At 45.4% G+C, this 24,479-nt stretch carries 25 protein-coding genes; 5 read left to right on the top strand and 20 right to left on the bottom strand.

Going from position 1 to position 24,479, the window contains the following annotated elements:
• Positions 1 to 36: 36 nt before the first annotated feature.
• Together G9G57_RS09450 and G9G57_RS09445 are read right to left on the bottom strand one after the other, a co-directional pair.
• Entirely contained in the window at positions 37 to 1,230 is a 1,194-nt protein-coding gene (locus G9G57_RS09450; RefSeq protein ID WP_031461680.1) for a D-alanyl-D-alanine carboxypeptidase family protein, read from the bottom strand.
• A gap of 223 nt (positions 1,231 to 1,453) precedes the next feature.
• On the bottom strand, positions 1,454 to 3,094 hold the full coding sequence (locus G9G57_RS09445) for a glycosyl hydrolase family 28-related protein (protein WP_090890153.1): 1,641 nt from the start codon (positions 3,092 to 3,094) through the stop codon (positions 1,454 to 1,456).
• A 201-nt stretch (positions 3,095 to 3,295) separates the two neighbouring features.
• Here G9G57_RS09445 and G9G57_RS09440 point away from each other — a divergent pair, with 201 nt between their 5' ends.
• Positions 3,296 to 4,507, top strand: a complete 1,212-nt coding sequence (locus G9G57_RS09440) for an O-antigen ligase family protein (RefSeq protein WP_090890150.1) — start codon at positions 3,296 to 3,298, stop codon at positions 4,505 to 4,507.
• Between the two features lie 123 nt (positions 4,508 to 4,630).
• Here G9G57_RS09440 and G9G57_RS09435 read toward each other — a convergent pair whose 3' ends face one another.
• The 7 genes from G9G57_RS09435 to G9G57_RS09405 all read right to left on the bottom strand — a co-directional run bounded on the left by G9G57_RS09435 (position 4,631) and on the right by G9G57_RS09405 (position 10,251).
• Complete coding sequence (locus G9G57_RS09435) at positions 4,631 to 5,455, bottom strand: purine-nucleoside phosphorylase (protein ID WP_016822259.1); 825 nt, start codon at positions 5,453 to 5,455, stop codon at positions 4,631 to 4,633.
• 78 nt (positions 5,456 to 5,533) lie between these two features.
• On the bottom strand, positions 5,534 to 6,472 hold the full coding sequence (gene xerD, locus G9G57_RS09430) for a site-specific tyrosine recombinase XerD (RefSeq protein ID WP_019687887.1): 939 nt from the start codon (positions 6,470 to 6,472) through the stop codon (positions 5,534 to 5,536).
• Between the two features lie 103 nt (positions 6,473 to 6,575).
• On the bottom strand, positions 6,576 to 6,818 hold the full coding sequence (locus G9G57_RS09425; RefSeq protein ID WP_017427515.1) for a YqzK family protein: 243 nt from the start codon (positions 6,816 to 6,818) through the stop codon (positions 6,576 to 6,578).
• Positions 6,819 to 6,985: 167 nt separating this feature from the next.
• The gene (gene fur, locus G9G57_RS09420) at positions 6,986 to 7,483 is read right to left on the bottom strand and encodes a ferric iron uptake transcriptional regulator (RefSeq protein WP_016822262.1); all 498 of its coding nucleotides are present in this window, start codon (positions 7,481 to 7,483) and stop codon (positions 6,986 to 6,988) included.
• 101 nt (positions 7,484 to 7,584) lie between these two features.
• Positions 7,585 to 8,238 carry a stage II sporulation protein M gene (gene spoIIM / locus G9G57_RS09415; RefSeq protein ID WP_016822263.1) on the bottom strand — a complete coding sequence of 218 codons (654 nt, stop codon included), beginning with the start codon at positions 8,236 to 8,238 and terminating at the stop codon, positions 7,585 to 7,587.
• Positions 8,239 to 8,438: 200 nt separating this feature from the next.
• Positions 8,439 to 9,635: an endonuclease Q family protein gene (locus G9G57_RS09410; protein WP_164964877.1), complete on the bottom strand. Its 1,197-nt coding sequence runs from the start codon at positions 9,633 to 9,635 to the stop codon at positions 8,439 to 8,441.
• 4 nt (positions 9,636 to 9,639) lie between these two features.
• Complete coding sequence (locus G9G57_RS09405; protein WP_164964876.1) at positions 9,640 to 10,251, bottom strand: NUDIX domain-containing protein; 612 nt, start codon at positions 10,249 to 10,251, stop codon at positions 9,640 to 9,642.
• 133 nt (positions 10,252 to 10,384) lie between these two features.
• On the opposite strand from G9G57_RS09405, the gene mciZ reads away from it, so the two are divergent.
• Positions 10,385 to 10,528, top strand: coding sequence for a Z-ring formation inhibitor MciZ (gene mciZ, locus G9G57_RS09400; RefSeq protein ID WP_016822266.1), 144 nt, complete (start codon positions 10,385 to 10,387; stop codon positions 10,526 to 10,528).
• Positions 10,529 to 10,596: 68 nt separating this feature from the next.
• On the opposite strand, the gene G9G57_RS09395 is transcribed toward mciZ, so the two are convergent.
• Complete coding sequence (locus G9G57_RS09395) at positions 10,597 to 11,730, bottom strand: tripeptidase T (protein WP_164964875.1); 1,134 nt, start codon at positions 11,728 to 11,730, stop codon at positions 10,597 to 10,599.
• Between the two features lie 85 nt (positions 11,731 to 11,815).
• On the opposite strand from G9G57_RS09395, the gene prli42 reads away from it, so the two are divergent.
• On the top strand, positions 11,816 to 11,920 hold the full coding sequence (prli42, locus tag G9G57_RS09390; protein WP_016822268.1) for a stressosome-associated protein Prli42: 105 nt from the start codon (positions 11,816 to 11,818) through the stop codon (positions 11,918 to 11,920).
• 123 nt (positions 11,921 to 12,043) lie between these two features.
• Here the strand turns inward: prli42 and lipB are convergent, their stop codons facing one another.
• From lipB to G9G57_RS09360, 6 genes are all read right to left on the bottom strand, one after another.
• On the bottom strand, positions 12,044 to 12,742 hold the full coding sequence (lipB, locus tag G9G57_RS09385; protein ID WP_016822269.1) for a lipoyl(octanoyl) transferase LipB: 699 nt from the start codon (positions 12,740 to 12,742) through the stop codon (positions 12,044 to 12,046).
• 45 nt (positions 12,743 to 12,787) lie between these two features.
• Complete coding sequence (locus tag G9G57_RS09380) at positions 12,788 to 14,179, bottom strand: dihydrolipoamide acetyltransferase family protein (protein ID WP_164964874.1); 1,392 nt, start codon at positions 14,177 to 14,179, stop codon at positions 12,788 to 12,790.
• An 89-nt stretch (positions 14,180 to 14,268) separates the two neighbouring features.
• Complete coding sequence (locus G9G57_RS09375; RefSeq protein WP_164964873.1) at positions 14,269 to 15,255, bottom strand: alpha-ketoacid dehydrogenase subunit beta; 987 nt, start codon at positions 15,253 to 15,255, stop codon at positions 14,269 to 14,271.
• 2 nt (positions 15,256 to 15,257) lie between these two features.
• Complete coding sequence (locus G9G57_RS09370) at positions 15,258 to 16,286, bottom strand: thiamine pyrophosphate-dependent dehydrogenase E1 component subunit alpha (protein ID WP_013371751.1); 1,029 nt, start codon at positions 16,284 to 16,286, stop codon at positions 15,258 to 15,260.
• A 140-nt stretch (positions 16,287 to 16,426) separates the two neighbouring features.
• Positions 16,427 to 17,848: a dihydrolipoyl dehydrogenase gene (gene lpdA / locus G9G57_RS09365; protein ID WP_016822272.1), complete on the bottom strand. Its 1,422-nt coding sequence runs from the start codon at positions 17,846 to 17,848 to the stop codon at positions 16,427 to 16,429.
• A 121-nt stretch (positions 17,849 to 17,969) separates the two neighbouring features.
• Positions 17,970 to 18,203, bottom strand: a complete 234-nt coding sequence (locus G9G57_RS09360) for a hypothetical protein (protein ID WP_017427510.1) — start codon at positions 18,201 to 18,203, stop codon at positions 17,970 to 17,972.
• A 208-nt stretch (positions 18,204 to 18,411) separates the two neighbouring features.
• On the opposite strand from G9G57_RS09360, the gene G9G57_RS09355 reads away from it, so the two are divergent.
• Positions 18,412 to 19,008: a thymidine kinase gene (locus G9G57_RS09355; protein WP_026065459.1), complete on the top strand. Its 597-nt coding sequence runs from the start codon at positions 18,412 to 18,414 to the stop codon at positions 19,006 to 19,008.
• Positions 19,009 to 19,177: 169 nt separating this feature from the next.
• Complete coding sequence (locus tag G9G57_RS09350) at positions 19,178 to 19,954, top strand: sporulation protein (protein WP_031461691.1); 777 nt, start codon at positions 19,178 to 19,180, stop codon at positions 19,952 to 19,954.
• Between the two features lie 121 nt (positions 19,955 to 20,075).
• Here the strand turns inward: G9G57_RS09350 and G9G57_RS09345 are convergent, their stop codons facing one another.
• The 4 genes from G9G57_RS09345 to G9G57_RS09330 form a co-directional block, all read right to left on the bottom strand.
• The gene (locus G9G57_RS09345) at positions 20,076 to 20,480 is read right to left on the bottom strand and encodes a hypothetical protein (RefSeq protein WP_045244451.1); all 405 of its coding nucleotides are present in this window, start codon (positions 20,478 to 20,480) and stop codon (positions 20,076 to 20,078) included.
• A 359-nt stretch (positions 20,481 to 20,839) separates the two neighbouring features.
• Positions 20,840 to 21,343: a hypothetical protein gene (locus G9G57_RS09340; protein WP_016822277.1), complete on the bottom strand. Its 504-nt coding sequence runs from the start codon at positions 21,341 to 21,343 to the stop codon at positions 20,840 to 20,842.
• 169 nt (positions 21,344 to 21,512) lie between these two features.
• On the bottom strand, positions 21,513 to 23,213 hold the full coding sequence (locus tag G9G57_RS09335) for a methyl-accepting chemotaxis protein (protein ID WP_164964872.1): 1,701 nt from the start codon (positions 23,211 to 23,213) through the stop codon (positions 21,513 to 21,515).
• 246 nt (positions 23,214 to 23,459) lie between these two features.
• Entirely contained in the window at positions 23,460 to 24,209 is a 750-nt protein-coding gene (locus G9G57_RS09330; protein ID WP_017427504.1) for a class I SAM-dependent methyltransferase, read from the bottom strand.
• Between the last annotated feature and the right edge of the window lie 270 nt (positions 24,210 to 24,479).

The raw sequence follows: 24,479 nt of genomic DNA, 5'->3' as shown, positions 1-24,479 counted from the left end.
GCCCTCCGACAAAACTAGAAGAAAACCCCGTTAAATCTACAAAGAAAATAGGTTCGACATGGTACGTTTAAACAATTTCCACCAGCCGGCCTTCTCGATAGCCACAGGCGAAGTGATATTAAACTCCTTAAGACGTTGTCCATTCTGATAGACGACCAGCTTACCAACGGGGTCACCCACCCGGACAGGAGCTTTAAGGCTTGGGGTCAACTGTAGCTCGTGACGCAGCGTTTGTTTGTTGCCGCCTTTTTTCACCAGCACACTGTAAGAACGGTCAGCCTGAATTTCCAGCTCTGGCAATACACCTTTTTCAACTTTTACACTGCCCAGCTTTTCGCCTGGCTTATATATGGATTTCATTGTATATTGAGAAAATGCATAGTCGAACATGGAAGAAACCTCATTATTGCGTATCTTCGTGTTCGGCTCACCGAGTACGACAGCTATGACACGTAAGCCATCACGCTTCGCCGTAGCGGAAAGACAGAACTTTGCTTCTGACGTATAGCCCGTTTTCAGACCATCTGCTCCGGTATAGAAGCGAACAAGCTTATTCGTATTCACCAGCCAAAAGGGCTTAACCGAGGATTTGCGCAAATAGTCCTGATAGGCTCCCGTATATTTCGTAATGTGCGGATATTTCAACAGTTCCCGGCTCATAACCGCAATATCATGCGCAGAGGAATAGTGATTTTCTACGGGTAAACCGTTGCAATTGGCAAAATGCGTATCTTTGAGTCCAAGCTGCTGCACCTTGGCGTTCATCATCTCGACAAAAGCCTGTTCAGAACCTGCAATTTTCTCAGCCATCGCTACAGAGGCGTCGTTGCCCGAAGCCATCGCAATTCCCTTCAGCATCTCATCAACCGTCATTTCTTCTCCCGGCTCTAAGAAAATTTGCGAGCCTCCCATTGAAGACGCATACTCACTGGCCCGTACTTTATCGGTCAGCTTGAGCTTGCCATCATGAATGGCCTCCATTGTTAGCAGCATCGTCATGATCTTAGTGATGCTTGCTGGAGGAAGCTTTTCACGACTGTTTTTTTCATAGATGACTGTGCCTGTATCTGCATCCATCAAGATCGCCGAAAGGGCCTCGGGAGCCAGCTCAGTTGCTGATCCTACTTTGGTTTTGCTTTCAGGTCTGCTTTCTTCGGCCCAACCGCCGACAGGGACGGCAGTCAAGGCTACCAGACAAGCCAGGATGAACGCCACCACTTTTTTCTTCACAATCGGTCCCCTCCTCAACATATTGGCGTAAAGAGCCGGAGCCCATTTACTGATCTCTCCGGTCTATTCGCGTGCTGCTAACCATTGTCGTCAGAATGAAAGAAAAATATTCCATATGAATAAAAACATCAAATAGCACCAAGCTGAGCCAGCATGGTGCGTATTTCCCGATATATATACGACACAACATCTATCGTCTGTAAAAATGACCTACAAAAATCGTCTAAATCCGGCTAACGGTAAGATATGTAATACCCCCACCCGGTAAAATATCCACTGCATTTTGACTAAATACCCGTATATCAATAAAAGAATTCGCTTCGAGTCTAAGTTCCATTGCTCCACTCAATGCACCATAGTTCAGTCCGCCAATCACCCTGTCATCGAGATAAGCATAGGCAGAACTTCCAGTTAGCTGCTCATCATTCAAGTGAAGTGCCAGCCGTGTCCGGTTACCATCTACTTGGGGATCGGTCGAAATGTAGACTTGTATTCTGTATTTCCCAGCTCGCTTGGCTCGCCATCGGCTATTCGAACCATCGAATTCGGTCAACTCATCATGATTGATTTGATTAAACCTTACTTTCTGCCAGCTACCTGCAGGGATATTTTGCCTTGAACCAAGATAGGCTTTGACAAAGGTTTCATTCAAATGTTCTATACCGTTATTCGAATATTTTTCTACGAGCAACAAAGCTTGCCCTGTCCCATGATTCTCGTCATAACGATGATTGCTATAGCTAAAATCCAAATGTGAGCGAAGTGTCACCTGTTGTGTGGAGGAGCTGCCAGAGAAACAAATAAGCTGTTTGAGATTACGGGGATATCCGCCCACCTCGTCCACCAAAACTTTTTTGCCAATGACCACATCCACAAAATAATTGCACACCGATTGGGTGTCATCGTATTTGTCTGCTATCGCCAAAATAGAGTCGCGCAGGGCAACATTTTTGGTTTCTTTCGTAGCACCAATTTGAATAAAAGAAGGTACTGTCATCTTGTGTTCTCTGCTTAGTCCTTCGAACCAGCAGCCTAAAAATTCTGCATTCATAAAATCATTTATTAAAATGGGAATATCACTGGAGCTCCCATCCTTAATGTGCTGACTAGCCATGAATCTCGCCCCGTTAGAACTATTCAGATCCAGCGCCGTATCGTTCCCGAGCGTAAAAAGCGCAATGCTTGTAAACTGTGAACTTCTATTCTGCAAGTGAATCCCTATTTTATTGTAATTTATCTCCGTGCATTTAAATAAGTTCACATCACTTTCATAGCCCCAAAAAGCCGTTTCAAAATGCTCAATCAACACGTTATCCAGGACAACGCCGCCGCCCTTCCAGTCCTGAATGCCCATAGTCCCTTTGCCATAATACCCGCGCTTCACTGACTGCGAAAACGGATTATTTAAGGTGGCTCTGTCGGTCCCTTCGTACCGGATCGATAAGTCATGGAACTGCACATTTTGAAAGCCACTAAACGATGGCAAACTTTCGTCTCCAATTTGGAAACAAGGACCCGTGCCATAATATTCAATCGAAGTAACTCCCTTACCCTGTCGGTATCTGCCCTTATGAATCCCAAAAATGCGCACACCCTGCTTGCGAATCTGAAGGGTAGATGTTATTTTGTATCGGCCACTGGGGATGTGAAGAATGGAGTAATCGGGAGTCTTGTTAATCAATTCTTGCAAAGCTGCCGTGTCGTCCTGAATACCATCACCAGCAGCTCCAAACCAGCTTACGTTTACACTGCGTTCCATGAATTCTTTTTCAATGGCTTTAAAATTGTCATTTAATTGCTGAGGCGTTAACTCTTTGCCCGTATCACTCAAATTCAACTTCAAACGGTCTGTAAAATCCGCCACCCAAACACCCCCATTGTTAAAAACGTGAAAATACTTTCAGACTATACCGAAGAATTCTTCATTTTCTTAGCATGGACTGAGTATATGCACAATAAGGCTTGCTCTAGGTCGCGAAAAATGAAAATAAATATTTTATTATGATTGTACAAGAAGATACATTTTGTATATTATAGATACATAACGTATCTAGGCGGTGAAACCGTGAAACACATACTCACAGTAGCCGGTTTACTGGCTTTCTCGATTCCCTTTGCCTGTCAGGGTTTGTCTCCCAGAGTGATCACGATTTCCCTGCTTATCTTGTTGTTCAGCTACACCATGCTTCTGCCTTCACTCAAGTCATTAATCGCAATCCTAGCTGATAATCCGTTGCTGACCTTACTTATGATGTACATCGCCGCTTCCTGTTTATGGGCTGAACAAGAGCAAACTTCTTCTGTACTAATGGTTGTTAAATTTCTTGCCTTCTCTACCTTTGGATTCTATCTGGTCACCCATTATACAGCACAGGGCTGCATACGCCTCTTAGTCGTTACATTAAGTATCCTGAGCGTACTCAATCTACTTGCCGTCGTACTCGTTCCTTCCTTTGCCATTCATGGCGGTGTAGAGCATACTGGACTGTGGAAGGGAATTTCTGGTCATAAAAATACACTTGGAACCCTCTCGCTGTTAAGTTTTGTTTCACATGTCATATATTTTTTCAGGGGCACACGCAAAGCCTTACATATTGGCTTCATCTTACTCAATGCCTTATTGCTCATCGAATGCCAGTCTACCACCTCATTGGTGCTGACATCTTCACTCTTCGTATTTATTTTATTTATATTGTTATTTAAAAGAATTCGAAGCATCGCGTTGCGGGGGTTCTTTGTTAGCTGTTCCTGCTTACTTGTTCTGTTGGGTTTGGCACTTACCTTTACCTATGGAGATGCGATTGCCTCGGAATTCGGAAAAACAACAACCTTAACCGGAAGAACGGAAATTTGGCAGGGAATTGATGGTGCTATTCAGAGCCACTACTGGTTCGGACATGGTTATGGCTCCTTCTGGGCAGCCCGGCCCAGCATTTATGCGAACGGCATCCGCTTTGATCTGACAAGCAGCCATAGCGGCTTTCGAGATCTGTGGATCGATGTGGGTCTTATAGGACTACTCGCAACGGTTATACTCGTCGTAACTACCTTATTTAAAATCAGAATCGGCAAAACAGATATGTATACATGGCTGACGGCAGCCGTTTTTTTCCTGTTCATCGTATTGAACAATATAACGGATAGCCGTTTTCTAAACTCATTAGCCATTTACTGGATTATTTTCATGGTCATTGTGATCAAAGTGCAAGAGCGACATAGACTAACTGTAGCAGAAAAAGCGAATACAGCTACTTGGAGCACACGCCCTCTTCACTAGGCGATCATACTCAGTTCAACCGCAGAATGTAAAAAGAACCCCGTATCCCACGCCATTAAAAGGCGCTCGGATATGGGGTTCTTTGGAGATGCCCACCGTTTCGAATGGAAAATTATACTCCATCTACATTTGTGGAATAATCGCCAGTACCAATTTCAAAAATTGTTCACGTACCTTCTCTGCCGTCTCCATCACTTCACCATGAGACAAAGGCTGGTCGAGAATGCCTGCAGCCATATTGGTGATACAGGAGAAGCCTAGTACCTCAATCCCCGCATGACGAGCTACAATAACTTCAGACACGGTCGACATCCCTACTGCGTCTGCTCCCAGTGTACGCAGCATAACGATTTCAGCAGGCGTCTCATAGTTGGGTCCCAGCAATCCGGCATATACACCTTCCTGCAGGCTGAAGCCTTGTTGGGTAGCCGTTTGTTTGGCAATTTCACGTAAGCGGCGGCTGTACGCCTCCGACATATCTGGGAAACGAACACCCAGAGCAGCATCGTTCGGGCCAATCAACGGATTTTGTCCGGTCAAATTCAGATGATCCGAGATGACCATCAGATCGCCTGCTTTGTAGGAAGTATTTACACCACCTGCGGCATTCGTCACCAGCAGGCTTTGAATCCCCAACTGCTTCATTACCCGAACAGGGAAAGCTGTCAGCTGTGGACCGTAGCCCTCATACATATGAAAGCGCCCCTTCATCATGACAACGGCGCGACCTTCAATTGTGCCTAACAGTAACTCCCCCTCGTGGCCTTCTACCGTTGATACGGGAAAATGGGGAATATCCTGATAAGGAATACTAACTCCATCTTGAATCAAATCGGCCAAAATACCGAGGCCCGATCCCAGAATAAGACCAATCTCTGGGCTTATTCCGCTCTTAGCACGGATATAGTCTGCTGCTTCCTGAATTGTAGCTTGGTTGGCTGTTGACATTCATATCTCTCCTGACTTGTACAATCGTAAAGTTATAGTCATTATCACATTTTCTATGACAGCAAAGCGACGTTACGTTTAATCATTGCTTTCATGAGAAGTGCGGTTACCGCCGTGCGGGTGATGCATTTCATATACTTCCTTCATGTTCCGTCTAGCTGTCTGCGCATATACCTGCGTCGTTGACAGATCAGCATGACCCAGCATTTCCTGTACAGAGCGTAAGTCCGCTCCGCCCTCCAGCATATGTACCGCAAAGGAGTGCCGCAGCGTATGGGGCGTGATATCCTTGCTTATGCCTGCTTCCTGAGCGTACTTCTTAATTATTTTCCAAAAGCCCTGTCTACTGAGCCGCTGACCCGATACATTCAAGAACAAGGCCTCCTGCTCTGCTAGAGCCTCTTCACCCTGCCCGGGTCGCAGCAACGCTGGACGCTGCTCGTCCAAGTAGGCTTGTGCCCACTGTGATGCCTCACGACTGATCGGTACAACGCGCTCCTTGCCCGCCTCGCCGCCACAGTGCACAAAGCGCAAATCGATGCGCACATCACAGACGTTCAGGGCAATCAGCTCTGATACGCGGATGCCCGTCGCGTACAGCAACTCTAGCATGGCTTTATCTCGTCCCCCTTGCGGGGCACTCACATCCGGCGCTGCCAGTAAACGCTCTATTTCATCCTGCGTTAACACCGAGGGCTTCTTTTTAGCGGCTTTGGGCAGTTCCACCAGAACGGAAGGATCATGGATCGCGATTCCCTCCCGAATGAGAAAATGAAAAAAGGAGCGTATAGAGGCGACGCTACGTGAAATTGTCGCCGCGGCTTTTCCCTGTTCCTTCAGACGCCCCAAATACAGCACTAGATGTGACCGCTGTACATTATCCGGCTGCTCAAGACCACAGCTTTCTGCAAACTCAGTAAACTGCTGTACGTCCCGTTGATACGCTTCCAATGTGCTGCGTGACAAACCCTTTTCCTCTTCCATATATTGAACGAAAGGTTGAATATACATTTTCATGAGTTCCAAAACTCTCCTTGTCCTGCATACAGCGATTCCGTTGTTGCGCCTGCTTCTTCGTGTGCGACTTCATATCATCATCTCATTAAGATGATTACATAAACTACTCACCATACCAATAAAAGAAACGTAAACGTTCCAACACCGCTACTCGTTGCTCGGACCCATCATTCACTGTTTGTCCGCCAAATACCTTAACTGCATGTCCTTCCGGTATTCGGTAATGATCTACAGGTGATATCCAATCTGTAAACAGCCTGAGGCTATAAAAGAACATACATGCCAACACCCCGAACAAGATCAGCAAGCGCAGCCATTGTAGTCCTCTCCGCAATGATAGTACCATGTGGATCAGCCGCCTTTTCCCAAAATGTAGTCCCTATTTAGGGCTCTCTATGGAAGGGTATGACAAGCTATTCTGTTTTATACCACATGATCCCATACAGCAAATTCCGAACCAAAAAAGCTCTCCCGAACGCGTCTTCGTCGGTGAGAGCTTGGGTAGTCAGCTTATTAATCCTGTGATTTGTTTTTCTTGGTTTTACCCAAGGATTTTTGGGCGGTCGTATCGTTCTTCGCCTTACAACGATAACAAATACCGTGGAAGTCCAAACGATGGTCCACTACAGTAAAATTATATTCCCGTTCCAAACGCTCCTCTAACGGTCCAAGCCAATCTTCCAGTATTTCATCTACACTGCCGCACTGCACACATATCAAATGGTGGTGGTGATGTTTGGTTGTATCGCCGCGCAAATCATACCGCGCAACGCCATCGCCAAAATTAATTTTCTCCACGACATGCAGTTCACTTAGCAGTTCTAGGGTACGGTATACGGTTGCCAGACCGATTTCGGGAGCTTTCTCTTTGACGAGCATAAATACATCTTCCGCACTCAGATGATCATCTTCGTTCTCAAGTAAAACTCTGACGGTGGCTTCCCGCTGAGGCGTTAGTTTGTAGCCCTGGGATTGCAGCTGCTGCTTAATTTTTTCGATCCGTGCTTCCATGTGTCTCCCTCCCCCTGCAAAGCTACTGCCTACTGCACTTTTTTTCACTCCTATTATTATAGGGGGTCTATACAAATAAAGTCAAACATTTTGAAATGAGATCAAGATGTCACGGAAGCCGTCAGCATAGGAGTGACCCATTGCATCATAACCGGGGTGACCCAAGTTTCAAAGGACGCGCTGCCGATAAGCAGCACCATCATCACAGCAGTCAATCCTGCGTAAGAAAGCAACGGACGCAACATCCCGTCTGATGGCCGAGTAGCAAGTATTTTGGTTTTGATCATATGGATGGAAAAAGTCATCGCAGCCACACTACAGACGAGCAGTATCGGAATCACGAGCAGGTTATGTGGGGCAACGGAAACCAATGAAAATAATAGTCCTTTCCACGAATATTGCCCTACCATATAACCTACAGAAAATCCGATCAGCACACCCTTGAGAAAATTCAGCACAAGAATACCTGGGAGTCCAATGACCGAAAGCCCGCATACCCAAATGAGGCCCACCCATTTAAGATGTAGAGATACGCTGTCCCAAAAGGTTGAGGCCGCCTGCGAATCAGCAAAGCCCTGCTTGTTTTGGTTGACCGTCACAAAAAAATCCTTCAGGTAACGGGACAAATCCTGTAACTGTTCTAGGGAGAGTGCATTTACCATGAGTGCGCCAAAAACAACTCCTACAAGAAACAGCACAGCCAAGAAAACGTAATATGACGTCTGGTCCTTTAACGTATGACGAAACCATTGCATCGAGTCCTGCCCCTTTCATCTGCTTGTTTGTCCAAAAAACAACCGTAATCCGACGGCTGATGGCTAGAATGGGGCAGCTTCCGCTGCAAATCTAACATCACGAATGATGCGCCAAGCCAACGGCAGAGATATTTTATGGTTATGAACAAGCAGACGCTGATATGCCTTTTACGGAGACAAGACTTGACTAGGACACTTTACTAGGATTTTGCTATTTTTCCGTATGTTCCACCACCACCGGATACAAGCGCCAGGCGTCCTTCGCGTGAAAGCACAATCTGCTCTGCCAACACTTTACCGACGACCCCTGACAGTTCCTCCTGCGTAACCTCATGTAAAATATTCATTTCTGTTCCGAAGGCTGCTAACAGCTGGTTCAGCTTGGCTTTACCCAAGCCTGGAATAAATTCCAGCGGAATCTGGTAAATGTACGGAGGACGGTGGGAGGGAATTACGGGCTGTTCACGGTCGGCGATGCTCCAGATTCGATCAAGCACACCCCGCACCAGCTTGGTATGGCCACAGTTAGGGCAACGTTCGTCCGCCATCTGTTGCTCATCAATAATCGTACCGCAACTCTGACAGTAAGAGCGATGGTATTTTCCAAGTTTGGGATTCAAACCGTAGTTGGCACACACCCGTCGTCCTTCACGTCGCTCCAAAGCCATCCTGAATTCATCAAAACTCGGCTTCGCCAGTGATAATTTGTTGTATTCTCGTCCAATTTTCCCAAGTGAATGGGCATCTGAATTCGTGAGGAAGCTGAAGCGATCCAGTTCCGAAATCAAGCCTGCCATAGATGAATCTGCGCTCAGCCCCAGTTCCACCCCACTAATGAGCTCCATATCCAGCAGTTCCTCCATACGGGCTGCAGAACTGCCATAAATGCCCTTATGCGGAGTGAACACGTGCGCAGGCACCATAATGCCTCCATGTCCGTAAATTTGCTGCTGCAACTCACGTGGCGGTGCGTAGATCCGTTGTGAGCTGAGATTGACATTTTTCATATGCTTCGTCAGCCATTGGGTAAAATCCTCCATCGCCGCCAGATCAGGAAAATAGGCCAGTACGTGTGCTTCGGGACGACCTTCAGCCCGTATTTCCAGCTCCGTGCCAAGTAGAATCACTGTATCCCTGTATGCGATACCACCACCGCTGATTTCTTCCATTTCACCTGTATGCAAATAGCGACGAATATCCTCCTGTACATTAGGCGCATGGCAGTCAATAATCCCAATGAGCCCAATCCCTTTGCGACCGGATGCTTCCTTGGCTATATTGGCAAACGTTAGGTCACGGCTACCACTAATTTTGACTGGAGCTCCTTTCTCCGTTCTGCCAATATGAATATGCAGGTCTGCAAAGTAGTTGTTAAGTTCTATTATATTGGTGTCCATCCGCTTAGAAGCTCCCTGTTTGTTGGCGAAGTTGCCACGCATAGACGGCCAGAATCGTTTTGGCATCACTAATGCGCCCTTCACGAATAAGTGTGTGTGCTTCTTCCAGCGTCACCTCAAATAGCTCCAGAAATTCATCCTCATCTGGTTCCATTTCACCTCGCTCCAGTTCTTCGGCCACATACAAATGTATGATTTCATCCGCAAAGCCAGGAGAAGTATAAAAAGAGTGAAGCAGCTTCAACGATTTGGCTGTATAGCCTGTTTCTTCTCTCAATTCACGTCCCGCTGCTTCCATCGGGTCTTCACCTCGCTCCAGCTTGCCTGCGGGGATTTCAACCTCACAGCGCCCCATAGCTTGTCTGTACTGGTCCACCACCAGCATTTTCCCCTCGTGCAGAGCCAAAATTGCCACTGCACCTGGATGCTTGACGATTTCACGCTTTCCAGTTGAGCCGTCGGGAAGCTCTACCGTGTCTACCTGTACCGTAATGACCTTTCCTTCAAAGATAGGCTGTGTGGATACGGTCTTTTCCTCCAGCGCAGGATTGGAATAAGGCTTGCGAATTGCATGGCTTGTTGGATTGTTCACTTGTTCGTTCGTTTGGTCGTTCATCAGGCATGTTTCCTCCTTCGTCTTCTATCTTTCTTTCATTATTAATTATCTCCAACATTAGTCTAACTTGTCCACTTGGAACATATGCTGGGGGTAGTATATCAAAACTTCTGTTATAAGGAGATTTCAGAACATGAAAAGCTACCGGACTGAAACCACTCTCCATATCGTCGGCAAAGCCTGGCAGATTCAAGCCCTCCTGCGTCAATGGCAAAAGGAATATGGACCTACAGCTACTATTGCTTCGCTAATTGTTCCAAAAAAGGTTCAGATCTAAAGGAGGAACACCGTTCCTTTCTTTAGCCTGAACCCTTTTTCGTATATTGTAAATGTAAAAAGTAAGTCTTACTTTGTAGTTTCTTGGATCAGAGCTACGACTACTTCAGCAACCTTCACTAGATCATCGGCCTTGATCTTTTCCTCTGTTGTGTGGATGTTCTGGTAGCCCACCGCCAAATTCACCGTTGGAATTCCAAGCCCGTTGAATACATTAGCATCTGAGCCGCCACCCGAATGGAAGATTGATGTTGCCAGTCCCAGCCCTTGAATAGCACGGTGAGCAACCTGTACAACTTCATCATGCTCTGTAAAGCTGAATGCTGGATAGATGACTTCACTACGGAACTCTCCCTGGGCACCAAATTCACGCGTAGTGGTTTCGAGCGCTTCACGCATATGCTGAATTTGATGATTAACCTTTTCCTGTACAATACTGCGAGCCTCCGCACGGATCAATACAAAATCGCAGACCACATTCGTCGCGCCGCCGCCTTCGAAACTGCCGATGTTAGCGGTCGTCTCCTTGTCAATGCGTCCCAATTTCATTTTAGAAATTGCTTTAGAAGCGACTTGAATGGCACTGATGCCGTCTTCAGGATTGACTCCCGCATGTGCAGACTTCCCAGTAATTCTCATCTCAATACGTGCCTGTGTGGGAGCAGCTATACAAATAGAACCCACCTCACCGTTCGAATCCAAAGCGTATCCGAAGTCAGAATCCAGCACTTCCGGCTTCATCGCCCGTGCACCCATTAAACCAGATTCCTCTCCAGCCGTAATCACGAACTGAATTTGACCATGGGGAATGTTCTGCTCGCGCACGACACGAATCGCCTCGAACAAAGCAGCAATCCCAGCCTTGTCGTCCGAACCCAAAATTGTTGAACCATCACTGCGAATCCAGCCATCCTCACCCAACTGCGGCTTGATACCCTTACCTGGAGTTACGGTATCCATGTGACAGGTAAAAAATATTTTGGGTGCTTGCTCCACACCTTCCGCTTTCCAGGTAACAATCAAATTACCCGAACCATGTCCCGTTCTTTCGCGGGAATCGTCTTCTACGACTTCCAGTCCAAGTGCATTAAACTTTTCTTTCAGAACACGTGATATTTCCTGTTCATGCTTTGTTTCACTGTCCACCTGTACGAGTTCCATAAATTCCTGTACGATTCGATCTTTTACTATCTCTACTGTCATTAAACTTTCCTCTCTTTCCCGATTACGTTACAATACGGATAGATGTTCTTATCTATGACTTAAACCTATCCTAAAGGAGTTACACATGTCTAACAAAAAATGGGTTCGTTTTTTCGTCTACGTTATGCTCGCAGCTATGATTGGTTCTACGCTGTTCATGGTGATTGAGCCGTTTATTATGCCACTATAACAACTACACCGCTCAAGCTTGGGCTACCCAAGATCCGTTACAAGCTATGTGTGGACGAGCTGCTGCACAAGCAAACAAACAGGCGGGCTCCCGTGTCAATCACACAATTGCCCGCCTGACCTTTTATTGGAAGGAATGCGTCTGCCATTGCGCAGCAAATGAAAATTGCTGTTCAAAGTACGGCACAATTTCCCTCGCAATCTGCTCTACCGAAAAAGACTGCTGTGTACAGTCCTCTAATGATGTCACACCGTATTCCTGAATTCCGCATGGAACAATGCCTTCAAAACCTTCATGCTGTATTCCTGACTTGATGTTAAAGGCAAAGCCATGGCTGGTTACGAAGCCCCGACGGTGCTTACACTTGTTAAATTTGACACCAATGGCCGCAATTTTAAGATTCCCGATCCATACCCCCGTATATTCAGGCTTACGACTCCCTTCAATCCCATAAGATGCCAGCAACTGAATGATCACTTCTTCCAAACTTCGTAGGTATCCGTGCAGATTTAACGCCTCTCGGTTGCCAAGCACAAGTAAGGGATATCCGACAAGTTGCCCTGGTCCATGATATGTAATGTCTCCCCCACGATCAATTTGAAAGACGCTGATGCCCTGCTCTTTCAGCTGCTCTGGTGTGAGGAGCAGATGCTCAGGATGCCTCTGGGAACCAATGGTGTAGGTTGGCGGATGCTGGAGAAGCATAAGCGTTTCTCTCGCCTCCCCCGCATCCAGCTTTCCCACAATCTCCTTCTGAACATCCCAAGCATGGGCATATTCCATCCTATTCGTATAGGTTACATCAAGCGGTCGTCTGTTCACGGCCTGTCACTTCCTCTCCGTCCATTTACCTAACTGTTCGGATGATTAGTACAGCTTCGTATCCAAGGTGTAGCCTTCTAGATTTTCTTTAACCCGTTGCAGGAATCGTCCGCAAATCACTCCGTCTAAAATACGATGATCCAGCGACAGGCACAGATTAGCCATCGAGCGCACCGCAATCATATCATCAATGACCACTGGTCTTTTGACAATGGATTCAAAGGTAAGAATTGCAGCCTGCGGATAGTTAATCACCGGATAAGATAAAATGGAACCAAAGGAACCGGTGTTGTTGACGGTGAACGTTCCACCCTGCATGTCGTCCAGTTTGAGTGTACCTTCGCGAGTTTTACGTGCCAAATCGTCAATTTCACGAGCTAAACCAGCAATATTTTTTTGGTCGGCTTTTTTAATAACAGGAGTAAGAACAGAGTCCTCCGTGCCTACGGCCAACGAAATATTGATGTCTCTTTTGATGATAATTTTATCGACTGCCCACACCGAATTCATGATCGGATATTCTTTGATTGCATTCACGACTGCTTTCATGAGAAAAGCCAGATACGTAATATTAATGCCTTCTTTTTGCTTGAACTCGTTTTTGATCTTGTTGCGGAGCATCACCAGGTTGGTCACATCCACTTCAATCGTCGTCCAGGCATGAGGAATCTCCGAAACACTTTGCCGCATATTACGGGCAATTGCACTACGAATAGGTGTAACATCAATAAAATATTCCGATCTGTTATTGTTATTACCTTCAACTTCGATCATAGGAACTTTCGGTGCTTCCGTTAAATGAATGCCGCTGTTGCGCACCGGAATTGTAGGGTCCATATTTTGAACAGGCGCACTATGCTGAGCGGCGGACTGCTGTATTCCTGCAAAAGGAGATCCTTGACCTTGGGTCGTCCCAGTCGTTTGGTCAGTCACTCCAGTTGGGGTGGAGCCGCCCTGCTGCACAAAATTCAGCACGTCTTTGCGAGTAATTCTTCCCCCCATGCCTGTTCCTGGCACTCTGCTTAAGTCCACATTGTGCTCAGCAGCCAGTGTTTGGACCGCTGGAGAAAAACGTCCGCGCATGGACTGATCCGATCCAGCACTCTGCTGGGATTGTGCTTGCACGTTGCTTTGAGATGCTGATGCCGCAGGTGTCGCTCCTGTTGATACTGTAGATGCAGCCGACTTCGTCTGGATACGGCAAATCAACTCGCCTACCGCTACCGTCTGACCTTCCTCCGCCAACAGGTCACCCATAATGCCATCCAATGTGGATGGGATTTCAGCGTTCACTTTATCTGTAATAACCTCGCAAATTGGCTCAAATTGCTCTACTGGGTCACCAGGTTGTTTCAGCCATTTGGCAATTGTTGCCGATACGAGCGATTCAGCCAATTGCGGCATGGTCACGTCGTTCCATTGTGTTTGGTCTGACATTTTTTTCAACTCCTTAACATCATAGAAGGGCGCGTTTTATCGCTGCCCCACTACTCTTTTGGAATACTTTCGCCCGAATCTGCTCTATATTAATACATGGCGAGACGGCGCATGGCTTCCTTCACTTTATCCTTGTTTAACATATAAAACTTCTCCATTGGTGGACTGATCGGCATGGCTGGCACATCAGGAGCGCACAGACGCTCAATCGGTGCATCCAGTTCGAACAGACACTCTTCATTAATAATAGCTGATACCTCGGCACCGATACCGCCCGTTTTGTTGTCCTCATGAACGATTAAGACCTTACCTGTATGTCGTGCAACCTCGATAATGGCTTCGCGATCCAATGGCTGGAGTGTGCGCAAATCCACAACATGTGCGGTAATGCCCTCTTCCTTCTCCAATTCCTCAGCTGCCTGCATAACAAAATGCAATGGCTGGCTATAACCGATGACCGTAATATCGTCACCCTCACGCAGTAGATTAGCCTTGCCGATTGGAACGATATAATCATCCTCAGGCACTTCACCCTTAATCAGCTTGTAGGATTTTTTATTTTCAAAAAACAGCACTGGGTCAGGGTCACGAATGGCTGCTTTCAGCAATCCTTTGGCGTCATAAGGTGTAAATGGAGCAACAATTTTTAGACCCGGTGTACCAAAAAAGATAGATTCCGGACACTGAGAGTGATACAAACCACCAAAAATACCGCCACCGATAGGTGCGCGGATCACCACAGGGCAATTCCAATCGTTGTTGGAGCGGTAGCGGATTTTAGCCGCTTCACTAATAATCTGATTCGTCGCTGGCAGCATGAAGTCCGAATATTGCATTTCGGCAATCGGCTTCATTCCGTACATTGCCGCACCAATTGCAACCCCTGCAATCGCCGACTCTGCCAATGGTGTATCCATGACACGTTGCTCACCGAATTGGTCCATGAGCCCCTTAGTCGTTGTAAAAACACCGCCTTTTACGCCGACGTCCTCACCTAATACAAAAACCGTTTCATCCTGCTCCATTTCTTCCTTCATAGCAAGACGTATCGCATCAATATATTCCATCATCGCCATAATTACCGACCCTCCCCATCGCTATCAGCATACACATGCAGTAGCGTATCTTCGGGCTTAGGAAAAGGCGCATTATCTGCATATTCAATGGCTTCCTTGACTTCGAGCAGCAGTTCGGCCGACAGATCTGCATCTTTGGCCTCATCCCAAATGCCGCATTCGATCAAGTAACTCTTCATGCGGGCTACGCCGTCCTTGGCCCAGTTCTCATCCACTTCCTCCTTGGTCCGGTAAGCCAGATCATTATCCGAAGTGGAGTGAGGGGACAGACGGTACATCATGGCTTCGATTAGCGTAGGACCTTCACCGCGGACAGCACGTTCACGTGCTTCCTTCACCGCGGCATATACGGCTAGCGCATCATTACCATCGACACGAATACCAGGGAATCCGTAACCCAATGCTCGGTCACTTACCTTGCCTGCCAACTGCTTATGAATCGGAACCGATATCGCATATTGATTGTTCTCGCACATAATGATGACTGGCAGCTTCTGTACACCCGCAAAGTTACAGCCTTCGTGAAAATCCCCCTGATTGCTGGAGCCTTCCCCAAACGTAACAAACGATACAAAATCCTTTTTCTGCATCTTGGCGGCCAGCGCTACACCGACTGCATGTGGAACCTGTGTGGTCACTGGGCTGGAGCCTGTCACAATACGCAGTCGTTTACTACCAAAATGCCCCGGCATCTGGCGACCGCCGCTATTAGGGTCATCTGCCTTGGCAAATGCCGACAACATCAATTCGCGCGGTGTCATGCCGACTGCAAGCACGAATCCGTAATCCCGGTAATAGGGAAGGAAATAGTCCTTTTCCCGATCTAAAGCGAAAGCTGCACCTACTTGTGCCGCCTCCTGCCCAATACCGGAAACGTGGAAGTTAATTTTTCCTGCCCGTTGCAGGAGCATGTTGCGCTCGTCAAATCTTCTTGCGAGCAACATATATCTGTACATATCAATTACTTGTCCGTGAGTAAGTCCCAGCTGTTCATGTCTGAAGCCAGCGTCTACAGCGCCTTTAGAACTCATTGAGGCACCTCCTTAAATGTCAAACATCCTACTTTCAGCACCTAGTACCATCTTGTCTTAAAACCTGGTACTAAACTCTGACTAACCCCATTATAATCCTTTTCGCCCCAAAAAGAAAAGTACCGATTTATTTGAAACGTTTATATGCCTATCGCTTGTCCATCAACGGCCAGCATCGCTTCTCCTAAAATCTCCGACAACGTTGGATGCGGATGAATAAGCTGTCCGACTTCCCACGGCGTAGCATCCAGCAATTGCGCAAGAGCGGCCTCGCTGATCAGATCCGTTACATGCGTACCGATCATATGTACACCGAGAATATCATTAGTTGTCTGGTCCGCCACCACTTTAACGAAGCCGTCCCGACTACCGTATACTAGCGATTTCCCGATCGCTTGGAAAGGGAACTTCCCTGTTTTCACCTGGTGTCCACGTTCACGGGCTTCTTGCTCCGTCAAGCCGACGCTTGCGGCTTCAGGACGTGTGTAAATACACCGCGGAATCATATAGTTGGGTACGCTGTGAAACTCTTCGCCCGCCAAATGATGAACTGCCTGCAAACCTTCATGACTTGCTGCATGGGCCAGTTGTAAGCCGCCGATGCAATCCCCGATGGCGTAGATATGTGGCTCATTTGTCTGCAAATGCTCATTAACCGAGATAAACCCACGCTCCACGCGGATATCTGTATTTTCCAGCCCAATATTTTCCACATTCGCCTGACGACCTACAGAAATGAGCAGTTTGGAAGCACTGAGAGTTTCGGTTTCTTCTCCTTTTTGCACGTCAATCTGTACGCCTTCCTCATCCTTGCCATAGGTTTCGGCCAACACTTGTGCCCCCGTCAGCACCTTGACACCACGCTTGGTTAACAAGCGCTGCATTTCACGCGAAACGTCCTCGTCCTCCGTAGGAATAAGTCGATTTGCGGCCTCAACCACTGTAACCTCCACGCCAAAATCATTCAGCATGGAAGCCCATTCCACGCCAATGACCCCACCACCCACGATAATCAGAGATGCTGGCAGCTTCTCCATAGTCAATGCTTCGTCACTGCTCAGAATAAATTCGCCATCTGGCTCTAATCCAGGCAGCACACGCGGACGTGATCCTGTTGCAATAATGAGATGTGCAGGAACAATCGTCTCCATCTCACCATCTTCTAGCTCCACAGCCACTGCTCCGCTTTTAGGAGAAAATATAGACGGTCCAATCACGCGTCCCTTACCGCTCAGCACCGTAATTTTATTTTTACGCATCAAAAATTGAACGCCCTGGTGTAACTGCTCCACAACGGCTTCCTTACGTTCCTGAACCTTGGGAAATACAAGCTGTGCTCCCGATGTCTCGATACCATATTGCGCACTTTCTTTAATCGTTGCATATACTTCCGCACTGCGCAGCAAAGCCTTGCTTGGTATACAACCTCGGTGCAGACAGGTTCCGCCAAGCTTGTCCTTTTCGATGATAACCACTTCCTTGCCGAGCTGAGCTGCGCGAATTGCTGCTACATATCCTCCGGTTCCTCCACCCAAAATAGCAACATCACAATGTATAGTCATGTTTCTCCTCCATTAACATTGATTATATATAGCTTATTGTACTCTCTTTATTTCACTGTACAAAATATAGCGTTTAGGCATAGGCTGCAAATCATCTACCTAATCTAGATATCTCTCCATATCATTCATACAGCGCATCTCGTAATTTGGTAGACATTCTTGGACTTTGTGCTGATTTGGCTCGTAACGCCTTGCGGAACGATTCATTTTGCTTGTTCAGAAGATCTAGCTCTGTCTCCAGCTCAATGATTAGCTCCAGAGCTTGCGGGCTGATCAGTCCTTGTTCCAGTAATGCTCTTCTTTTGGCACTATAATCCGTGTTTTTTTCGTCCATGCCTTCCACTCTTCCCTTCATTCCACTACGCTTCACCATATCATGCCCGCGGCGGCAGAGCAATGACGACCCACATTTACGTTTTAAGAATAGACATACAAAAACATGTCGAAAAACAATATATTTTCTCTAGTCTGTATGTGGCTCGTTATGGTAATCTATAATGGCGTTTTCTTTCGGAGATGAAGATTTACAGCGTAATGTACATGTTAAGAGAGGGGAATTCGCTTTGCCTACAGGACGAATTACGATAATTACAGGCCCCATGTTCAGTGAAAAATCCGGCGAATTAATTCGCCGTTGTCAGAAACTAATCCAATACGGGCATCGCAAGGTGGTCGCTTACAAACCAGCTGAAGATAACCGTTATGCCGAGGACGAAATTGTAAGTCGGATCGGATATCGGCTACCCGCTATCTCTATTCCAAGAAAACTTACGGATGAGCTCGTTCAGCATATTTTGCAAGAAACGAAAGATGCCGATGTGGTTGCCTTTGACGAAGTCCAGTTTTTCAGTCGACATATTATGTCGCTCATACAAGAGTTAGCTTATTGCGGAAAGCATGTCATTGCCGATGGGCTGAATCTGGATTACCGAGGCAAGGAGTTTGGCTATGTCGGTGGTCTGCTCGCTATGGCGGATGACATCGAAAAGCTGACTTCCTTCTGCGCTGTATGCGGCAGTTCGGAAGCAGTATTTACACAGCGTATGGTCAATGGGAAACCTTCCACTGTAGGACCTATCGTGATGATCGGTGACTCTGAGGCTTATGAGCCTCGTTGTCGTAAATGTTTTATACCTCCCCATAAAGTGAACTGCGATTAGTAAGCTACATGGGTCAGCAAACTCCATGCGCCTACTTGTTTTCCATTACTTTTTTCTTGCATTTTTTTGGAACGGTTTAAGCTATTTCCCCGTATATCCGGTTAAGCTGTACAGGTTTTTAGTTTTCGTGTGTTTACCATAACCATAAGATTATCGGGGGGACGGAATGATGAGTTTCTTTAACAAGATCTTAGCAAGTGCAGGAATCGGTTCAGCCAAAGTCGATACGTTAGTGGATCAAACTGTATATGTGCCTGGAGAAGAACTTAGCGGCATCATACGTATCAAGGGCGGTAAAATTGATCAGGAAATCGGCAAAATTGATATTGAGCTCAAGACTGAATATATCGTAGAGCACGATGATAAAAAAACCGTCACCACCTGCTGCATTGCGCGGATCAAGGTATCTGATGGCTTTCATCTAAAGCAAGGACAGGAGCTTGAAATCCCCTTTTCCTTCAGATTGCCTTTGGAAACCCCTGTTACTCATGCCAAACAGCCTGTCTGGCTGGAAACAGCATTGGATATTGGCATGGCTTTGGACCCGACCGATCGTGATTCACTTAAAATCGAGCCGCATCCTTATATGAGTACGGTGTTTGAGGCGGTTCACCTGTTAGGCTTCCGATTCCGTTCCTCCACCTGCGAACGTCACCCCAAGCTTGGACGCGGTGTTCCATTTGTGCAGGAGTTTGAGTTTACGCCTGGCTCGGAGTATGCACGGGATATCGAGGAGCTAGAGCTGATTATGCAGTTGGAACCCGAGGGAGTACATGTGCTTGTAGAAGTAGATCGTAGAGGCAGAGGCTTGTCCGGTTGGCTTGAGACTGCCTTCGATATGGATGAGCGTCATGCCTGGTTGAGCTTAAGCAGGGAAGAACTATCCTATGGACCAGATCATATAGCTGATGCGCTAGAGGAATTGATTGACAGGCAACTTCGCTAACAATGTAGTAAATATAGCAAAATACTAACAAAAAACTCCTAACCAATTTATTTACATATGGTTGGGAGTTTTTATGAATTATAAGAATTCTTTAATGATGGTCCTCAATAGTTTGCATAGACTAAAGTGGCAGCATATCCTGTCTTTCCGCCTTATGCTTACACTCTTTACATACTCCATATAGCGAACCATTATCATCAGCATAAAAGGTTAATTTTTCTTCTTTTTTACAAAAGGAGCATTTTTGCTTGCCTGTGCTCTGGATTGAGTCAGACAGTCCAAACCCAGCTTGAGTCTTAATATCTGCCACTTTTGTATTTGTGCGTGTCCCAGAAGACATTTTAGACTTCATTTCATTTGCGGTGCGGGATTGTCGGGCAGGCTTACGAGGACGAAATTCAATGACATTATTGCCCCGATGTTCATTCGCTTGTTTATTGCTGCTACGTCCACGCCATGCCATAACAATCCAACCCAACGCCACTAACAACACGCCGACGATCACCCAAGTTAGACTATTCCACATGCTCTCATCCCCGCCTTTGCTTTAGAATCTTTTGCATCCATACCACTAGCCCGTTCAATACGATGACTTAGCCTATAACATATGATTGTATATATCCGTGTATACAGCCTCTATGTTGGTCATTCGATTGCTACCCATGTAAAAATCTACCCTCCAGTGAAACATCCGACTCGCCTCTTAACGAGACATTGATCATGTTAGGTAAAACATGTTATGCAGAGGAGTAGTTTGAGCCTTTTTACAAATTGTACATCATCCTTTTGAAAAACGATAATATCCACTCTATGGACATCGTGCTCCTTATCATAATGCTTATCTACTTCCCGATAATGAGCACAAAAATGTCTCAGATGGCTAAATTACTCCCCTTGATAATAAAAATCAATGAATCTTTTCGTCAACGGATTAAATTTATCAAAACGTTTGCGATGTGGTAAAAAGCCTGACTTATGTACTTGTTCTGCTAGTGTTTCTACATGTTCAAATCGCTTGAAAAAGGGCAGCGCAAAAGTGTAGATATCTTCAGTAATCTCTTGGATCACTCGTTCTCTTTCTGCTTCTGTGGACACAAGATAATCCCTGTTGCCTGTATATTTCTTGGTTAAAGCGATCAACTCACTGTGAAAACAAGCCCCTGTACTATACTTCTTTTTTATACTTTTAGATTCCACGTTAATGTAAACTTTTAATGCACTATATTTGGTCGCGCCAAAACAAATTTCAAATATAAATTCCTTGTTTTCTTTTTTCAAAACTTTTCTGCTTTTCAGATATTTAAAATCATTCAAAAATGGTACAGCTATGATTTTGTCTATCGCTAACTGACGCAGGTCACTTGCTTTAAGTTCAGTCTTATTGTCCATGATATCACTCCAACTCAAAGAATTTCCCATCATTATATCATATCTTTCCAATTACAGACTCTGCATATCTCCACGATAAAATCGCAATATATTAATTAAAAATGAATAGGAAAAAAGCCCCTCACAATAGAGCGGCTTTTTCCCCTGAGATATAGAGACGGTATACGATTTATACCTTGAATTTACCAATTTGTCCTTGTAGGTCTTCTGCCATTTTGGACAGATTTCTTGCAGAGGAAGCAATTTCCTCCATCGATGCCAGTTGTTCTTGAGTCGCGGCAGATACGTGCTGTGTCCCGGCTGCAGCCTCTTCAGCAATCGCTGAAATTTGTTTAACAAAGCCAACAATCTCATCGGTACTTGCAGACATTTGCTCCGATCCAGCAGAGACCTCTTCAATTTCACTGGCCACTTTATTAACAGTTTCCTGAATAAGCTCAAAGGATGCACCTGCATTTTGCACGACTTCCCGACCTGTCATGACATCTCGCCCATTGGATGCTACCGCCTCAATAGCATGCGAGGTGTCCTTCTGTATTAATCCCACCAGCTCCGTAATTTGTTGAGCAGAATGAGCCGATTGTTCAGCCAGCTTACGCACTTCACCTGCAACTACAGCAAAGCCGCTACCGTGGTCTCCTGCGCGGGCTGCTTCAATGGCAGCGTTCAGGGCAAGAAGATTGGTCTGACTTGAAATATTGGTGATGACATCAATAATCTTCCCAATTTCATCTGAACGCTCTCCCAATCCAGCCATAAGATCAGCCAAGCTATTCATAGAGTCATTCACGCTATTCATCTGGACAACAGCCTGCTGGATCAACTGATTGCCTTCAGCTGATTTGTGAGCTGCATCCTGAGCTGATGCAAAAACATTTTGCGCACGGATTGCAATTTGTTCCACACCAATGGACATTTCCTCAATAGCCTGGGATGACTTGGTCACCATATCTACTTGATCGCCCGTCCCTGTAGCTACTTCTTGCACTGTTTCGGTGATTTGTGCAGTTGCTTGGCTATTTTGCTCTGCGCTGGCCGTCAATTCTTCCGAGGAAGTGGTAACCAACTCAGTCGTATTACTTACAGACTGAATCAGTTGACGAAGGTTTTCAACCATAGTATTAAAGGAATGCGTCAGCGTGCTAATCTCATCCTTGCCCTTCACGACAATAGCTTCCCCAGTAAGGTCACCGGACGCAATGCTTTCAGCAGCACGACTGATGCGCAAAATAGGCTTAGAAATAATTTGGGCTATAATGATCGCCATGATCAATGCTAGTATAACGGCTGCAATACTCAAAACGATAACTAATTGTCTGCCTGAAATAAAGTTGTCAACAGCTTCTTTCGTAATCAGTTTTGATCCATCTGCATTCAACTTAATGAGCTGACTGATCATATCGTTTGAACTATACCATAACTTATAGGATTCTTGGTGAAGGATGCTTGATTGAGTGTAATCATTAGCTCTCCCTGCTGCAATCATTTCTGGTAACTTAGTCAAATACTCCGTATAAGTTTTGGAGAATTGTTCATACATTTCACGTTCCTTAGGAGTAGCAATTAATTTTTCGTATGTTTTTCGGCCTTCTTCAACTTTCTTTAAAACCTTATCATATTCGGCCTGAACCTTCTCCATTTCCTCCGTGTCACGTTCTACAATAATGTTTAATGAGAGCCGCTCTACATCAGATATATCACCATTTAGTGTTCCGAGGATGGTCACACTTGGCATCCAATGGCTATCAATTTCCATTGAAGTATCGCCTAACTTTTTCATTCGCGAGATCGATACTGTACTAATCACAACCAACAGGATTATTACCGCAAGGAAACCCAATAACAATTTTGTTCGAATGTTAAATTTCATATATTCGCTCCTTGTTCTCTTTATAATAGATATTATATCGACAAGAATCGACACATTGTTTATATCAAAATTAAAGAGAATTTCAGAACTGTTTACAAAAGGAAAATTTCTCTTCGTGATCGTTATATAATGATTGACGCTTATTTTATAAACCGCGTGAGAGTATTATTTTTCGTCCATCCAATTCATCCGTTAAAGCATTGCAAGCAAAAAAGAGATATCCCAAAGCGGGTATCCCTTTATGTTTTACTTCCTAGCTATAATCATAAATCGTTCTGCATTTGTCCTAATTCCTTTTGGAGTTTGGTTGTCCAGAATGAATTGTTGGAGTATTTCAAAATCCATTTGTTTTTGTCCAAAGTCAGGAATAATGGGAGTGTGTTTTAAAAGGAAAACTAAGTCTGCAGGAGTCTGATAATATTCGGTTGCATTAAATTCGAATGACTGAATGTCGTTAAAGCCCGCTTCATTTAGTTCTGTAATACATTGAGTTTTCAACGAATCTTTCTTATTACCCAATGCCTGCCCTCTTCCAAACGCTTCTTTAATGTTTAATTTGTCATTTTCGCTTACTTGCTGTGTTAAAAATATACCACCCTTAACTAACACCTTAACTATTTCTTTTGCACAGAAGCACGAATGTCGAGAAGAGACTACATTAAAGAATTCCCTGGGAAAATTCAGATTTTCAGCATCCATCTGTAGAAAACGAACATTCGCTATATCAGATTTGATAGAGTTCTTTGTTGCCGTTTCAATCATTCCAGTAGATTGGTCAATCCCGACTAAAAGTAATGCAGAATTCGCCATTGCTAAAATAGCTTCCCCACCACCCGTGCCGATATCAAGCAATATGTCCGACTTCTCACACGTCTTTGATACTTCATTGTAGAAGTCCCATTTTACTCCTTCAGAGATATATTTCACATTACTGAAATCCCATCCGTTGGTTTTTCCAACCTTATCATAAAACTCTTTATATTCAATTGATTTCATTTTTATCCACCTTCAAATAAGATAATAAACTACAGAATGGCAAACCGAATTTATTCAAAATTTTAGTTTTGTAGTCAACAGGGTAGACTTCCCCCTTAACAGCTGGCACGCGTTTTTTTCCAGCCCGGAAACTAAATACTTCGAACAATATGGAAAGACATCCGATTCACCTCATTTGAAAGTTTGCTTTAATTATATTTCTAATCAGGCATACCAATCAAGAATGATTCGTCGCTAAACTTCTTTGCCCCCTTCTCCTATATGGAGTAG

The organism is Paenibacillus sp. EKM211P (assembly GCF_011066175.1).
Taxonomy (GTDB): Bacteria; Bacillota; Bacilli; order Paenibacillales; family Paenibacillaceae; genus Paenibacillus; species Paenibacillus polymyxa.
The sequence above is the reverse complement of the archived record's forward strand: the minus strand, read 5'-3'. Positions and strand labels throughout refer to the sequence as shown.